At 42.7% G+C, this 16625-nt stretch carries 11 protein-coding genes; 10 read left to right on the top strand and 1 reads right to left on the bottom strand.

Going from position 1 to position 16625, the window contains the following annotated elements; all coding sequences use genetic code 11:
• The first annotated feature begins 2 nt into the window (after positions 1-2).
• From KV40_RS36320 to KV40_RS22815, 10 genes are all read left to right on the top strand, one after another.
• The gene (locus KV40_RS36320) at positions 3-3491 is read left to right on the top strand and encodes a nuclear transport factor 2 family protein (RefSeq protein ID WP_216595678.1); all 3489 of its coding nucleotides are present in this window, start codon (positions 3-5) and stop codon (positions 3489-3491) included.
• 397 nt (positions 3492-3888) lie between these two features.
• Positions 3889-5394 (top strand): nuclear transport factor 2 family protein, encoded by a 1506-nt coding sequence (locus KV40_RS32450; protein ID WP_052055854.1) that lies wholly within the window; start codon positions 3889-3891, stop codon positions 5392-5394.
• Between the two features lie 46 nt (positions 5395-5440).
• Positions 5441-6100 (top strand): DJ-1/PfpI family protein, encoded by a 660-nt coding sequence (locus tag KV40_RS22850; protein WP_052055853.1) that lies wholly within the window; start codon positions 5441-5443, stop codon positions 6098-6100.
• 118 nt (positions 6101-6218) lie between these two features.
• The gene (locus tag KV40_RS22845) at positions 6219-8039 is read left to right on the top strand and encodes an AGE family epimerase/isomerase (protein WP_036486342.1); all 1821 of its coding nucleotides are present in this window, start codon (positions 6219-6221) and stop codon (positions 8037-8039) included.
• 59 nt (positions 8040-8098) lie between these two features.
• Positions 8099-8443, top strand: coding sequence for an anti-sigma factor antagonist (locus tag KV40_RS22840; RefSeq protein WP_036486340.1), 345 nt, complete (start codon positions 8099-8101; stop codon positions 8441-8443).
• Positions 8440-10569: a glycogen debranching protein GlgX gene (gene glgX / locus KV40_RS22835; protein ID WP_036486338.1), complete on the top strand. Its 2130-nt coding sequence runs from the start codon at positions 8440-8442 to the stop codon at positions 10567-10569. Before KV40_RS22840 ends, glgX begins: the two co-directional genes overlap by 4 nt.
• Before the next feature lie 44 nt (positions 10570-10613).
• Entirely contained in the window at positions 10614-10943 is a 330-nt protein-coding gene (locus KV40_RS22830; protein WP_036486336.1) for an anti-sigma factor antagonist, read from the top strand.
• 81 nt (positions 10944-11024) lie between these two features.
• On the top strand, positions 11025-12398 hold the full coding sequence (locus KV40_RS22825) for a PP2C family protein-serine/threonine phosphatase (protein WP_216595677.1): 1374 nt from the start codon (positions 11025-11027) through the stop codon (positions 12396-12398).
• A 43-nt stretch (positions 12399-12441) separates the two neighbouring features.
• Entirely contained in the window at positions 12442-12870 is a 429-nt protein-coding gene (locus KV40_RS22820) for an ATP-binding protein (protein ID WP_253274361.1), read from the top strand.
• 105 nt (positions 12871-12975) lie between these two features.
• Complete coding sequence (locus tag KV40_RS22815; RefSeq protein WP_036486334.1) at positions 12976-14877, top strand: alpha-amylase family glycosyl hydrolase; 1902 nt, start codon at positions 12976-12978, stop codon at positions 14875-14877.
• A 16-nt stretch (positions 14878-14893) separates the two neighbouring features.
• Here KV40_RS22815 and KV40_RS22810 read toward each other — a convergent pair whose 3' ends face one another.
• The gene (locus KV40_RS22810; protein WP_156114122.1) at positions 14894-16606 is read right to left on the bottom strand and encodes an iron uptake porin; all 1713 of its coding nucleotides are present in this window, start codon (positions 16604-16606) and stop codon (positions 14894-14896) included.
• Positions 16607-16625 lie beyond the last annotated feature (19 nt).

Below are 16625 nucleotides of genomic sequence, written 5' to 3'. Positions count from 1 at the left end.
TAATGAGCGATAAAAGGTTCGATAACTTTTTAGCTAGCGCGACCGATAAACACAATTCGGCATTAATTAATCCCAAAACCAAAGCTTTAATTGCGATCGCCGTCGATCTGGTTAACGGAATCAATCGAAGTTCGAGTAATTCTCTAGCTATCAGCATAGATAATGCCCTACGGCAGGGAGTTACCTACAAAGAGATTGAAGAACTGTTGTTGTTGCTCTGCGTTTATGGGGGATTCAACAAGGTCGCTAGCTGCTTCGGAATGGTAAATGAGATTTTAAGTGGTAACAGACAAATGATATCTGCAAACAAAGAAGATTATGCCATACGCGATCGCCCAGGAAAGGTGGCTTTTTACGTGCTGCTGTGGAAACGTCAGGGGATCGATCGCCAATTATTCTACGACTACTGGAAAAACGTACACGGTCCTCTCTGCGCTCGTCTACCAGGTCAAGACCGCTATTGGCAGTTTCATCTCGACTCAAAACGCGCTGGTATTTTTCCGCAAATTCCTGGAGTTGAATATATCTGCAACGATACAGCACAGTTTGACGGAATTGCCGAATTAACCTTTAGATCCGAAGCCGACCGCCAGAGTTTCTTTGATGCTTCGGGAATTTTAATGGCTGACGAGCATAATTTATTTAGTAAAGCGATCGGTTATAACACTGCCGTTGGTAATTCTCAAACCTACGTCGATCGCTTACCTGTAGGCGATCCTGTTGGTAAAGTGGATGCGCTCAAATTCCACATCATGCTGCAAAAAGCTGACAGCGTTAGTTTGACTGAGTTTCGTCAATATCTGAGGGATAATTTTGCAGGGGCGATCGCTCTGAGCGATTTAGTTTTGAAATTAAGACTGCATCTATTTAAAGCAGTAGATAACTCTCGTCCTGATGCTTCGGGAGTGTCTCACTTTGAACCACCCGAACGACAGTATCAGGCAGCGGTAGAAATTGCCTTTGCCAATGCTTTAGAGATGGAACAGTTTTTTGCTTCTACTGAATACGCGATCGCGACCAGAGATTTGGCTCGATACGTCAGAGCCTTCTATCCTTTTCCCGAACAAAGCACTTATACCTTTGTCTACGATGGCAAACTGACTCTGGCAGGTAAATGTAGTTCTCAAGTTGCCGATTTAATTTTACAGGCAGGGGCAACTAATCAGCTTAAAGAGGATGTGGTTGCTTTGATGAATGGTAAGGGAAGAATTGGATCTGTCGATGCTGGAGCCATGTCGTCAGAGTCTCAATCTAGCAATCAGAGCCACAGCAATACTGGATTGGGTCATTACCTCCAGGGAGTGCAACACTTTGGCGTAACTGTAGATAACATGGCGCAAGCGGTGGAATTTTATACCGAAGTGTTGGGGGGCAAACTGGTAGTCAGTGAAGACGAATTGGTAGGGGATAAAGCACAGAATACCTTATTTCAACAAGAAGAACTAGATGCGATCGCGGCTGGCATAGATCCAGATAAAGCTAACATTCCCCACCTCAGAAGCGGCAAAGAAGATGCTTTAGATGTCAAGTTTATCTCTTTTGGTAATGTAGTAGTCGAGCTACTGCAAATTAGAGAAGCGGGGAAGTCTAGTCCCTATAAAGGCTCGGTTAATAGTCTGCCTTCTCATATCGGTCACGTTAACGCCATGCACCTCTCTTTTAACGTTAAAGAGGGAATCGATCTCAACCTTTTTGCTCAAATGTTAGAAGCTGAGTGTCAGCGTCGCGGCATGACTAATGTAGCTTTTAACCGTGTCATTCGGGTTAATTCTGAAGCCGAGAGAAAAGCAGTCGCTCTCAAGTACAATTCCTTCAAGTTTTGGAACGAACCAGAAGATGAAGCACCAATAGACTGGAGCGAAGATCCCATGGAAGGCTGGTCTTTATTCTACTGTAAAGGACCTAATGGAGAGCAATTGGAATTCAATCAGGCTACCCGCAAAGTAAAAGAGAAGTTTCGCCAGGGGGTAAAAGATTACAACCAGGCAAACGAAACGGCTTTTATCTTCCCCGAAGCTCAAATTACTTCAGAAGCAACTACAGAAAAAATACAGTTTACCTTTAGTTCTCCCGTCAATGCACCCATAGCAACTGTTTGGGAGATAGTCAAAGACAAAATTGACAACACATCTCGCTATAATTCCGAAGCGCAAAACTCACAGATTTTAGCCAGGTATAACGACGGGGTACTGCGTCAAATGAACGTCCTGGGAATGACCATCAAAGAGAGAATTTTCATTGACGAGCAGACTAAAACTATTACCCACACCCTAATAGATAATCCTTGGTTTACAGGCAAAATAGTCAATCAAGTTATTCCAGGTAATAACCCTCAAGACCCCATATCGATTAGCTATGACTTCGATTGGTTGCCGAATAGTCTCGAAGCCAAGCAGAAAGCTGCCCAAATTTTTCCCAAGCTGCAACAAGCAGTTCGCAATGCCGTACTCAATGCCAAAGAAGTTGCCGAACAGCAAACTCAATCTTTATTAACCTCAACCCATAGGAGTAAAACAATGTTAGAACCATTACCAGGAACCAATACCGATCTAGTAAAACGTCTGTTTTCCAGAGGCGAAGCCTTTGACTCAGAAGGATTTGTGACTTTCTTTACCGATAAACCAGTCTATCAATTTGGTAACTTTGATGTTTGCCTGGATAAAGAAGCAATTCGTAAATCGGCAGATAATTTCTTCAGTCAGATTGATGCGGTTTACCATGAAATCAAGATGATGCAGGAAGTCGGAGATGTGGTCTTTGTAGAAATGGATGTTTTTTACTGGCGCAAAGATGGCTCGACGATTGCTCTACCATGCTGTGACATTTTCCGCGTCGAAGGCGATAAATTCAGTGAATTGAGAATCTTTATGGACGTTAACCCCGTTTTCGATCCTGGTATTCCAGTGCCAAAATCGGCATCGGTACTCACAGCTAGTGCGGGTAATACCATCATCCCTCCTGGCACGATGAAAAGACACTTTGCCGAACACCCCGAAGCAAAACAACGAGTTGCCGATGGTTATATCCCAAAATGGGCGATCGCAGGACCTGAGTGGGCAATTGAAAGCGACAGCAACGGTTCGTCGGAACAGCTAAAAGCTACTGGAGAATTGGCTCAGGCAGTGATCTCGCAAAACTGGGCAAAAGTTAAGAGCTATCTTACCGATGATATCTTTTACAAAGTTGGTTCTGGTGAAGCTCGTTATGGCAAACAAGAAGTAGTCGATTTCTTTATCGATACTTTTAAAACTACCGCAGTTTTCACGGGTCATAAAGTCAGAAAAATCTGGCAAGAACCAGATATTATCACCATTGAAATGGATGCTTACTATGAAATGATCGGTACTGGCAAACAAGTAACTATTGCCTGCTGCGATATTTACCGCATGAGAGGTAACAAAGTTAGCGAATGGCGAGTTTATGCAGATATGTCTCCCTGGGCTGAATCTACTAACGGGGCATTGCCCAGGCAAGCTGTAGGTATGGCATAGAACAATGAGCAATGAACAATGAGCAATGAGCAATGAGCAATGAGCAATGAACAATGAACAATGAACAATGAGCAATGAATAATGAACAGTGTTAAACGATTGTTGCTCATTGATAACAATTGATATTCCTTTGCTTCCTGCTCCCCGCTCCTCTGCAAGACTTCAACCATCCCATAATAATGCAACGCTTTTTCTCTCAACCCTCTTTTTTTGTTCCCTACTTCTTCCCGTTTGTTACTTAATCTCAAAAACAAGTTTGAATTAAGCGATCGGGGTTCATTTAAAACCTGAAGTTTAGCACTAACAAAGAAAAAAATTCTCTTGAAGAGTGCCAGCTTCAAATTCTCTACTCTACAGTTCTTATTCCCCTACTCTACTCTTCACTTGAGGTGAATTTATGTCCAACGCTATTTTAAGTTTGCTGGAAGATGCTTTAAAAAATCCTTCTCTGCAACAACAATTACATACAGCGACAACTCCAGATCGCTTTGTCGATATTGCTGCTAAAAATGGTCATCCTCTAACTTCAGATGAATTGTCACAAACTCTCGGACAATTTCACGTAGTTTTCGGTCAAGTAGTCGAATCGATGCTAGCGTCGATCGCACCATCTGAAGCTAATAACGGTGCCGCTAAAGTCGAGAAAATTTCAGGCACGAATGTAGATTTAGTCAAGCGGTTGTTTTCTAGAGGCGAAGCTTTTGATGCTGAGGGGTTTGTGACTTTCTTTACCGACAATCCAGTATATCAATTTGGTAATTTTGATGTCTGTTTGGATAAAGCATCAATCCAAAAATCGGCAGAGAACTTCTTTAGCCAAATTAATGCGGTTTACCACGAAATCAAAATGATCTGGGAAGTCGGAGACTTTGTTTTTGTCGAGATGGACGTTACCTACTGGCGCAAAGATAATTCCGAGATTTCTCTGCCCTGTACCGATATCTTCCGCGTTGAGGGAGACAAATTCAGCGAATTAAGAATTTTTATGGATGTCAACCCCGTATTTGACTCTAGTATTCCAGTACCCCCATCGGCATCGGTACTTACAGCCAGTGAAGGTAAAACCGTATTGCCTCCTGGCACGATGAAACAGCACTTCGCCGAACATCCCGAAGCAAAACAACGAGTAGCTGATGGTTATATCCCAAAATGGGCGATCGCAGGACCCGAATGGACGATTGGCAAACCCGATGCTAAATCTTCAGAACAACTCCAGGCAGTAGGCGAACTTTCTCGGGCAGTCATGGCGCAAAACTGGGCAAAAGTTAAGAGCTATCTCACCGATGATATCTTTTACAAAGTCGGTTCTGGTGAAGCTCGTTATGGCAAACAAGAAGTGGTCGATTTCTTTGCCAACACTTTTAAAACTACCGCAGTTTTCACTGGTCATAAACCCAGAAAGATCTGGCAAGAACCAGATATTATTACCATCGAAATGGATGCGTACTATGAAATGGTCGGTACTGGCAAAAAAGTAACCATTGCCTGTTGCGATATTTACCGCCTGAGAGGTAACAAAGTTAGCGAATGGCGCGTATATGCAGATATGTCACCCTGGGGAGAAGCAGGTATAAAACCAGTAACTTTAGATAAACAAAACTCTAAAGTATTTCCCGTAATCGTGGTATTTGAAGTCGAACCAGGGCAACAACAGCAACTCGTTGACGAAATTTCCCAGTATCTCGAAACTACAGTCAAAGAGCGACCTGGCTTTATCTCCTCCAGTCTTCATAGAAGTGTAGACGGTACCAGAGTAGTTAATTACGCCCAGTGGGAAAGTCCCGAATTCTTTCAAGCTTCAATTACTGGGGCAATGCGATCGCTCGAACCCAAGATTTTCCAACAGCTTTCTCCCGACGGACACATGTACGAAATCTATCACCAAGCCATAGCATCCAAATAACAATCCCCAAATCACTTCAACAATACAATTAGGAGTTTAAAAGATCGTGGCAACAAAATCTAAAGGAAAAATCGGCGTACTCATTGAAGAACATTTTGATGGTACCGAGTATCGTCGCTTTAATGAATACTTCCCTACTCAGGGTTATGAAGTAGAATACATTTCTCATCTCTGGGGTAACGAGTCATTGCGTTTTGGTTCCAATCCCGAAAATGACAAAATCGAATATCACGTTACCGTTACCACCGAAGTAGAAAACATTAATCCTGCTGACTATAAAGGTATTATTGCGATCGGTGCTTATGCTATGGATCGCCTGAGATATCAGGTCAATGTCAGACCCGATCAAAAAAATAACGCTCCCGCAGTGGTATTTTTACGTCAGGCTGCGGCGACTGAAAACCTTAAACTAGGTACTATCTGTCATAGTCTCTGGCTATTTTGTGCCGATTCCGATCTACTTAAAGACCGTCAAGTAACCTGCGCCCACAATATTATCTGCGATGTGGAGAATGCAGGAGCAGAAATTATCTATGATGGCGATGTTACTGCCGATCTAGTTATCGACGGCAACCTGATTACAGGCAAGCATCCAGGCGTAGTCGATTTATTTATGGAAGCTTTTGTTAAAGAAATAGAAACAGCCAATGTAGTAAAAGTCAAAAGTCAAAAGTCAAAAGTCAAAACTAAGATGCTTAATTTGTAAAGTTCTCAGTAGTTTGAGATGTCCTGATTCTTCTGTCTACTGCCATACTTTGACTTTTGCATAGTCATTAGTTCCCGAACTAGTCAATACCCTGTCCTTTATTCCCCCACAAACTATCATGGCAACTACTGTAGATTTTGCTTTTTCCGACTCTATTGCAGGTTACGTTACCAATTACGATGCCGAAAGCGAGACTTTTGGTTTGAAAACCTCTGATGGTAGAGAATTTCAGGTTAAATTGAGTCCGATGGCTTATGCCAAAGTGATTCAAAATTTTGACGAAGGCTATCCCGATGCTACGGGAATTATGCGCTCGATGCTCGTCCCAGGACAGTATTTATCTACTTATGGCGTATTCTATCCCGATAGCGATCGCTTCGATGCCAAACAGATTGTTTTTCCTGGTCGCAAAAAGACCGAATATGTGTTTGAGAAACAAGACTGGTGGGTTCATCAGATCGATTCTCTGGGCAAATTCTACCTCAAGTCGCAATTTGGCGATCGCGAATTTGATTATCGCAACTATCGCACTAATCTGGCTCTTTCAGGTCAAAAATCCCTAGTTAGTTTTCGTCAGGAAACCGATACAATTTCCCGTCTGGTATATGGTTTTGCTACCGCGTTTATGATGACTGGCAACGATGCCTTTCTCAAAGCCGCCGAAAGAGGTACGGAATATCTCAGGGAACACATGCGGTTTGAAGATACCGACGAAGGCATAGTTTACTGGTATCACGGTATCGACGTACGGGGTGACAAAGAGGATAAGATCTTTGCCTCCGAATTTGGCGACGACTATTATGCCATTCCCGCTTACGAACAGATATATGCTCTGGCAGGACCCATCCAAACCTATCGCTGTACGGGCGATCCCAATATTTTAGAAGATGCCGAAAAAACTATTAAGTTATTCGATGACTTCTTTTTAGACAAAAGCGAGTATGGCGGGKACTTTTCTCACTTAGAACCAATGACCCTCGATCCACGCAGCGAGGCTTTAGGACACAATCAAGGCAAAAAGAACTGGAACTCTGTCGGCGACCACGCTCCAGCCTATCTGATTAATTTGTATTTAGCAACTGGCGATCGCAAATATGCCGAGATGTTGGAGTATACTTTCGACACCATTGCTAAATACTTCCCCGATTACCAAAACAGTCCTTTCGTTCAGGAAAGATTTAATGAAGACTGGTCCCACGATACCACCTGGGGTTGGCAGCAAAACCGCGCTGTAGTCGGACATAATCTTAAGATTGCCTGGAATCTAATGCGGATGCAGAGCTTGAAAGCCAAAGATGAATATGTCAATTTGGCTACTAAAATCGCCTATTTAATGCCCGATGTTGGGAGCGATCGCCAACGTGGTGGCTGGTACGATGTCGTCGAGCGTCTGTTGGGAGAAGGCGAAACGGTTCATCGCTATGTCTGGCACGACCGCAAAGCCTGGTGGCAACAAGAACAAGCGATTCTAGCCTATCTAATTTTGGCGGGCGTTCTCGATAAATCTGAATATCGCCGTTTGGCAAGGGAAGCTTCTAGTTTTTACAATGCCAACTTCCTCGATATTGAAGACGGCGGTATTTATTTTAACGTTCTAGCTAATGGCATTCCCTACTTAGCTGGCGGTAACGAAAGGGGTAAAGGCTCTCACTCGATGAGCGGCTATCATTCCTTTGAATTGTGTTATCTGGCGGCAGTCTATACCAATCTGCTGATTACCAAGCAACCAATGGATTTTTACTTCAAACCTCTTCCTGGCGGTTTTCCCGATGACATCTTAAGAGTTGCTCCCGATATTTTACCCCCTGGTAGCATCAAGATTGGCAGTTGCGAAGTCGATGGCGAACCCTACAGTCATTTTGATGCCGATAACTTAATCGTCAAGCTGCCCAAAACCAAAGAACGAGTCAAAATCAAAGTTCAAATCGTTCCCAATTAACTAGCAGAGGGGGATTATCCAATACCTCAAGACTAACCACTAACTACTAACCGCTAACAATGGAAATTAACGTCAAAAACTTAGAAGATATCGCAGTAGTAGAATTAGCTGGCGATGTCGATGCCAGCACTGCTCCCCAAGTACAGCAACAAATATTACCTCTAGCACAGCCAAACAGTAAAATTTTGCTCGACATGAGCCAAGTACCCTATATGTCTAGTGCGGGGTTACGAGTATTGCTCTCTTTGTATCGACAAACCACAGCTAAAAACGGAAAGTTAGTTTTAGTCGGACTTTCCGAAGACCTACAAGATACCATGTCCGTTACGGGATTTCTCGACTTTTTTACTACAGGTGAAACTCGCGAAGCTGCATTAACCGAACTTCAGGAGTCAGTAGCATGATCGCCACCGAACGCATCGATATTCATCCCACTCATAACTATAGCAACTTAAAGCTGCGTCGGGGAAAACCGTTTCCCTTTGGTGCGACTTTAGTACCTGGAGGAGTAAACTTTTCGATCTTTTCCAGTCATGCCACTTCCTGCACCCTGGTTTTGTTTAAAAAACACGCACCCCAGCCAATGGTGGAAATCCCTTTCCCTAAAGAGTTTCGCATCGGCAATGTTTACTGTATGGTGGTCTTCGATCTCGATTACGAGAACTTAGAATATGGCTATCGTATGGATGGACCCAATGACTTTGCCGCAGGTCAGTGGTTTGACAGTAATAAAATTCTGGCAGATCCCTATGCCAAAATTATGGGTGGTCGAGATATTTGGGGGACTCCTCCAAACTGGGAAGATACATACCAACATCGCTCTCGCATTGTCTTTGATGACTTTGATTGGGAAGACGACCGTCCTTTAGAAATCGAACCTGCCGATCAGATTATCTATGAGATGCACGTCCGTAGCTTTACTCGCGATGCTTCTTCGGGAGTACCAGCGAAACACCAGGGTACTTTTGCGGGAATTCGCGATAAAATTCCCTATCTCAAAGAATTGGGAGTAAATGCGATCGAATTGATGCCCATTTTTGAATTCGATGAGTTTGAAAATAGCCGTCTCAACCCCGAAACGGGAGAAGTATTACTCAATTATTGGGGTTACAGTACTGTTGGCTTTTTCGCTCCCAAAGCGGGTTACGCCGCTACGGGAAGGCTGGGAATGCAGGCGGACGAGTTAAAGGCTTTAGTCAAAGAATTACACAAAAACGGCATTGAAATAATTTTAGATGTGGTTTTCAATCACACTGCTGAGGGAAACGAACAAGGACCGACGATTTCTTTTCGCGGTATCGATAACAAGACCTACTATATGCTGACTCCCGAAGGGTATTATTTCAACTTTAGCGGTTGCGGTAATACTCTCAACTGTAACAATCCCATCGTGCGTAACTTAGTTCTAGACTGTCTGCGCTATTGGGCAGAAGAATATCACATTGACGGTTTTCGCTTTGACCTGGCATCAATTTTAGGACGCGATCCCTGGGGTTTTCCTCTAGCCAACCCACCTCTGTTAGAAACTCTGGCTTTCGATCCGATTTTGGCTAAATGCAAACTGATTGCCGAAGCCTGGGATGCTGGCGGTTTGTATCAGGTTGGTTCTTTTCCCGCTTATGGACGCTGGGCGGAGTGGAACGGTAAGTATCGCGATACCATACGTAAGTTTCTTAAAGGCGATGCCACCGTTGGCGAAATGGCTCAGAAATTGCAAGGATCGCCAGACCTCTATGCCTGGGAAGGACGCGCCCCTGCTACTTCAATCAATTTTATTACCGCTCACGATGGTTTTACCTTGATGGATTTGGTTTCTTATAATCAGAAACACAATCAAGCCAATGGCGAAAACAACAACGACGGCGATAACAGTAACGAAAGTTGGAATTGTGGTTGGGAAGGTGCGACCGACGATCCTGAAATTAATGCTTTGCGACGGCGACAGATTAAAAATGCCGTAGCGATGTTAGTGGTCAGTCAGGGAGTACCGATGATTCTCATGGGAGACGAACTCGGACGTACCAAACAGGGTAACAACAATACCTACTGTCACGATAACCAGTTAAACTGGCTCGATTGGAATCTGTTAGAAAGCAATGCCGACTTGTTTGGGTTTTTCCAACACTGTATTGCTTTTCGTAAAGCACACCCCGTTTTACGCAATCGCCAGCACTTCCAAAATCGTGATTATGTCGGTAGCGGCTATGCAGATATTACCTGGCACGGCGATCGAGCTTGGCAGGCTGACTGGTCAGATTCCAGCCGTACATTAGCTTTTATGCTGTGTGGCAAACACGCTCGACAGGGAACGGTTGAAGATAACTATATCTATGTGGCGATGAATGTTCACTGGCAGGCAAACTGGTTTGAACTACCAGGCTTACCTACGGGAATGAACTGGCACGTTTTTGCTAATACTGGTGTACCTTCCCCCGAAGATATTTGGCAACTAGGAACAGAACCCAAACTGGAAAATCAAACAGGAATTCTGTTGGGCGATCGCTCGGTAGTAATTTTAGTCGGTAAGTAGAAGTAAAAAATTAGAATTATCAACGCTATTTTTAGGAGAAAAACATGAGTTTTGCAGCAATTTTACAAATTGAGGATAATGTCGCTCAAATTACTTTATCTGGCGAATTGGATGCCAGTACCGCACCCATATTTAAAGAAAAAATCGAATCAATACCAACTCAATATATTAACAGGTTAGTTTTGCTGACCGAAGACTTGGAATATATGTCCAGTGCTGGTTTGCGAGTACTGATTTTCTCCAAGCAAAAAATGGGTGCTGACGTAGAGATATACGTTGTTAGCCCTCAAGAAATGGTTTTAGACACTTTAGAAAAAACTGGCTTTCATCACAGCATTACGATTGTAGATGAATACGAACCAGTTGCCAGCTAAAGACAATATTACCAAGCAAGAGGAACGATTTTGTTTTTCTCTTGCTTACTCAACTCATTACTAATTTCTAATCGCCAAATCGTGAGTACTTGCAATTTAACTATAGAACAAATACAAGAACTAGAGTCTCTACGACAAGAAGTTGCCAGTCTCAAAACCGAGAAAGCGGCTTTTGAAGTTCAACAACAGTTGCTAGAAAATTTGGTCGAGATCGAACGTTGTCCCGTGCGAGATGGAGTACTCAAAGCTTCTTTGCAGACGACACTAGATTTGGTCACGGCTTTAACCAATGCGGAGAAGGGTAGTTTATTTTTGCTCGATTCTGGCAAGGTAATCGATGCTATTTTGTCTCGTTCGGAAGTTAGCGATCGACAACGGATTCAATTAATTGGGAGGGTGCTAGATAAAGGCTTGGCAGGCTGGGTTAGTACCCATCATCAGGTAGGATTGATTGCCGACACTGAAAAAGATAGCCGTTGGTTGACGCTAGCAGATCAACCATACAAGGTACGTTCGGCTTTAGCAGTTCCCATTCACAGAGGAAACGAACTTTTAGGTATCCTGACCCTATTACATTCCGAACCCAATCGCTTTAGTCGAGAACTCGCCCGACAAATAGAGATAACTACCGAGAGACTTGGCTTGGTTTTAGAAAATGCCCGCTTGTACTTCCAACTCAAACAGTATTCAGCAGCTTTAGACAACGAATTAGAAGTAGGCAGACAGTTTCAAATCGACTTTTTGCCCGACACTGTTTACCAACCTCTCAATTGGGAAATTGCCGCCTGTTTTCACCCTGCCAAACAAGTTGCTGGCGATTTTTATGATATTTTTCCTTTAGATAACTATGTCGGATTGGTCATTGCCGATGTTTGCGATAAAGGGGTTGGTGCAGCTTTATTTATGGCTTTGATGCGTAGTTTGATTAGAATCTTTTCGGGACAAACTCAACTTCAAGGATTTTCTACAACTGGCAAATCTAGTCAAGAACAAATTTTGCAAGCGGTAGAACTTACCAATCAGTATGTCGCTCAAAACCACTGGAAATTGAGTATGTTTGCCACCATGTTTTTTGGGGTACTAGATCCCGCTACAGGCGAGTTGACTTATATCAATGGCGGACACGAACCTTTATTTGTGGTTGGTGATTCTAGAATTAAACAAACTTTAAAAGCTACTGGTCCTGCGGTGGGAATGATGCCTAATGTTAAATTTGCAATAGGTCAGGTTCGGTTAGAAGCAGGGGATACGTTGTTTGGCTATACCGATGGTGTTACCGAGGGAAAAAATGCCGACGGCGAATTGTTTACTTCCCATCGTTTACGATCGCTCTTGGAACAACCTCATACCCAAGCTACTAAATTACTCGAAACTATAGCAACTGATTTATTTACTCATATCGATCGCACGCCTCAGTTTGATGACATTACTATGCTGGCGGTGCGACGAAGTTAGAAATTAATAGCCTCAAGGCTAAAAGTGTTTTATATGCAAATAGATGATAGAAATCGTGGAAACTTTAACCGTTCCTGGAACTATAGATTCTTTAAGCGCGATCGCTCAATATGTCAAACAAGTAACGACTGCTGCCGATCTAAAACGTCAGGCTGCTTATAAACTACGTCTGGCAGTAGACGAAATTGCTACCAACATTATCACTCACGGTTATCAAAAGGCTGGGCTGACGGGAGAGATACATCTAACTGCTATTGTTGACAATTCTAGTTTGACTCTTTCTTTAGAAGATACGGGAATAAACTACAATCCCCAGCAAAAAATTCCCTTACAACTAGAAGACTTAACCCAAATGCTAGAAACTAGAGAGATTGGTGGACTGGGTATTCACTTAGCCTTAAATAGCGTCGATGAGTTTCGTTACGAAAGAATAGACAATCGCAATCGTAATATTTTGGTCGTGCATCGTTAAAACTAAGCTTTTAGCCGTTAGCTTTTAGCCATTAGCTAATTAGTTAAAAACTATTCTATTGCGTAGCAATGAATAGGGGACTTAAATTTTAATCAGAATAAAATTATGGCAACGCAAACTAAAAACGAGGGACAAGCCGTTAAAACTGCATCGGGTTTTCTGACAGAAAGCCACAGTGAATTAGAGTCGAGTTCGGATTTTGAATTCTTATTTACCAGAGCGATCGAATTTCGCCAAGAGACAATTTACTTTATCATTGTCGATCGCTTTAATGATGGTGATGCCAACAATAATCCAGGAATAAATTCCCAACTTTACGATCCGACTCGGCAACAGTGGGGTAAATATTGGGGAGGAGATTTACAAGGTATTATCAATAAGCTGGACTACCTCAAAAATATGGGCGTAACGGCTTTGTGGATTTCTCCTCTGTTCGAGCAGGTAGAAGAACTACAGTTCGATAAGCCTAACGGCATGGCTTCGCTACGCGCCGCGATGCACGGGTATTGGACGAAAGATTTTAAACGTATTAACCCCCGCTTTTTGGCACCAGATGAGGAAAATTCTCTACATAAATGTACGACATTCGATCGATTGATTGCTGAGATGCACGCTCGCGGCATGAAATTAATTTTAGATATTGTTTGTAATCATAGCAGTCCCGATGTTAACGGACACAAAGGCGAACTTTATGATGATGGGGTATTAATTGCCGATTTTTATTACGACGATCGCCATTGGTACCATCACAATCCCGAAATTACTAACTGGGAAGATGAATGGCAGCTTTTATACGGCGAGATGGCAGGGTTGGCTACTTTTAACGAAAGCAATCTTGAGTTTCGTAACTATATCAAATCTGCTGTTAAGCAGTGGTTAGATCGGGGTGTAGATGCCTTACGCATCGATACGGTAAAACATATGCCACTCTGGTTCTGGCAAGAATTTATAACCGATATTCAAACACACAAACCGAGCGTGTTTATGTTTGGTGAATGGGGTTTTAGTAAACCCTGGGAACAAAAATCGGTAGATTTTGCCAATTTTTCGGGGATGTCAATTCTCGACTTTGGTTTGTGTGAGGCAATTCGCGGTGCTTTGGCAACGGGAGATCCCAGAGGATTTTATTTGGTTAAAGAGGTGTTCGATCTCGATCGCCTTTATTATCGGGCAACAGAACTAATTACTTTTATCGACAATCACGATATGCCCCGATTCCAAAGTTTAAACTTAGATCCTGCTAATTTACGTATGGCGATCGCTCTACTGATGACTTCGCGGGGCATTCCCTGTATTTATTATGGAACCGAGCAATACTTACATAATGATACCAATGGCGGTCGCGATCCTTACAATCGTCCCATGATGGAAAATTGGGATGTCAATAGTCCCCTCTATCGAGATTTACACTTACTTTCCAAACTAAGAAGGCTCAACTCCGCAGTATCTTTAGGCAGTCAGGTAGAAAGATATATTACATCCGATATTTATTGTTATACTCGCAGCTATCGAGATTCTCGCTGTTTGGTTGCCATTAATCGCGGCGAACGATCGATTATTGACGTAGATACCAACTTAGAAGATGGTGAATATCGTTGTTTGCTAACTCATCGTGTTTTTGAAATCCATAACGGCAAACTATCAAAACTAGAATTAAAATCGCAAGAAATTATTATCCTGAGCTATATTGGCGATCGCGTTAAGGGTAAAACTATCGTTCGCGTACAGGTAAATGGCATTAGTACTCAACCAGGTGAAACAGTTGTCGTTACGGGAGACTGTCCAGAATTGGGTAATTGGGATTTGAGTCAAGCCTATGCTTTGGAATATATTAACTCTAATACTTGGTTTGGCGAAATTCCCTTTACGGCGAGTTCTGGTAAAGCGATCGCCTATAAATATGCTTTATGGCGAAAAAACGATACGCCACTTTATGAAAATACCATTTCGCGTCGCTGGATTTTAGCCGATCGCGGTATTGTTAAATGGCAAGATGTTTGGCAGTAGTATTTGTCGATCTTTACTAAAAATTAAAAGTCGTTCTAACACCGCCAATAATGATATCTTCGTTGTTGGCATCCTGGTTGGGGGCGGTAATCCAAATTACCGAGGGAGTAACTGAGATATAGTCATTAAGCTGATGTCTGTAATAAACTTCAAGATGCAAAGAAGTGTCGTTCTTAAATTCGGGAATTTCCAGACTACTATCTAACCCTGTAAGAGTAGGCTCGACACCAACTACAATGCCCCCTTGATTGCCTTCAATAAACAGATCGGGGAAAGCTGTTTGCAGTGAATAAGTCCAAATATCTGCATCGCCTTTGCCCAGCAACCGAGCTTTAATTAAATTAGCCCAACCGCCTACAATAATGCCCTCGCTAATTGTATAGTAGCCACCAATTTGGTAGGCGTTACTCAAAACTTCCGCCCCTTCGTCAAAGAAAACTCCAGGATCGTCAAAACGATTGGCTAAAGACGTTCCAACAAAACCATTACCTCTGAAGGTTTGTCCGTTATTGAAACCGAAATTACCATTGTCGAAATAGCCCTTTTGATATAAAAACTGTAAAAATATGTCGGGGCTAGGATTATAGTTAATCTGGGCTGCGGCGATATAATCGCCATTAAACCAACCCCTTCCCGCTTGAGGATCGTTGGCAAATGTACCGAGATAGGTCAGAGTTAGTACGGCAGAGTCAATAAATTCATAGCTAACCGATAGTCCCGAACCCGCTCCTAGTAAATATATTGGCGGTGCTTCGGCAAAGGTACTCACAGGACCTTGTCCGATGGTATAGCCAGGAAAAAATTGCGGAAGCAAAATCGGGCTAAAGCGATAGCGGTTGGCTGCGACTACATCAATTACAATTCGCTCGCCGACGGGAAATTGGTACTCTAAGCCAATCAAGCGGACGCTACCAAAAGTACTTCCAGAACCAGCAGTATCGCTCGCTCCTTCTCTAGTCGAACCAAAATCAATGCCATTATTATTGCTGGCTAATTCGGGAAAAGTAGTATTGGTTGCACCTAGTGCAGCAAGTAAAAAATCTCTACCAGTAAAGCTAGTAAGCTGACCTAAAAAGAGATTGTATTGAATGTTAGTTTGAGGTTCGCCATCTCCAGAAACAAAAGTATTGGCTTGAACTCTTAAGTTGCCTAAAAGTTTGGTAGTAGTAGAAAATTGAGTATCTTCCAACTGTCCGATATTAGTTTCTAGTTTATCGATGCGACTGTCTAGTTTAGTTAATTCTGCACTATAGTTTTTTTGTAATCTTGCTATAGTCGCAAGGTCTTCTTGAGTTATCTCGATCTGACCTGAAGTTACAAGTTTTCTAATACTTTGCAGGCAGGAACTCAAAGCAACGGCAAATTCATAGCGGCTCATAGCTGCATTACCTCGATAGGTTGCATCGGGATAACCATCGAGGCAATTATAGCGATCGCTCAAATTTCTTAGTGCTTCATACGCCCAATCTTCTGGGTTTACATCTCGAAGTCGCTCGACTTCAGCTAGATCGTTGGGCAAAGCAAGAAAATTATTTTGTTCGAGGTTTTGTGCCTTAACTGAGTTATTAGCTGCCAGGAAGATAAAACAAAAAATTGCGATCTTAGTTGGTACGCGAAAAAAAATTTGTACCATGTTAGTTATTATTAGAACAATGTTTGCAGAGTCAGAAGCTTCATTAGCAACTGGTAATATTTTTCCAAATAAATTTTTACCTATGTGATGGTTCATTTATTTAAAACAAAGCTCG

The sequence above is a fragment of the Myxosarcina sp. GI1 genome (assembly GCF_000756305.1).
Taxonomy (GTDB): Bacteria; Cyanobacteriota; Cyanobacteriia; order Cyanobacteriales; family Xenococcaceae; genus Myxosarcina.
This window is presented reverse-complemented; position numbering and strand designations above follow the sequence as displayed.

Bases quoted from the DNA above. Each gene is read 5' to 3' on its own strand.
- KV40_RS22820 (WP_253274361.1), top strand. From the start codon at position 12,442: ATGATAGAAATCGTGGAAACTTTAACCGTTCCTGGAACTATAGATTCT.
- glgX (WP_036486338.1), top strand. From the start codon at position 8,440: ATGATCGCCACCGAACGCATCGATATTCATCCCACTCATAACTATAGC.
- KV40_RS32450 (WP_052055854.1), top strand. From the start codon at position 3,889: ATGTCCAACGCTATTTTAAGTTTGCTGGAAGATGCTTTAAAAAATCCT.
- KV40_RS22815 (WP_036486334.1), top strand. From the start codon at position 12,976: ATGGCAACGCAAACTAAAAACGAGGGACAAGCCGTTAAAACTGCATCG.
- KV40_RS36320 (WP_216595678.1), top strand. From the start codon at position 3: ATGAGCGATAAAAGGTTCGATAACTTTTTAGCTAGCGCGACCGATAAA.
- KV40_RS22810 (WP_156114122.1), bottom strand. From the start codon at position 16,606: ATGAACCATCACATAGGTAAAAATTTATTTGGAAAAATATTACCAGTT.
- KV40_RS22840 (WP_036486340.1), top strand. From the start codon at position 8,099: ATGGAAATTAACGTCAAAAACTTAGAAGATATCGCAGTAGTAGAATTA.
- KV40_RS22830 (WP_036486336.1), top strand. From the start codon at position 10,614: ATGAGTTTTGCAGCAATTTTACAAATTGAGGATAATGTCGCTCAAATT.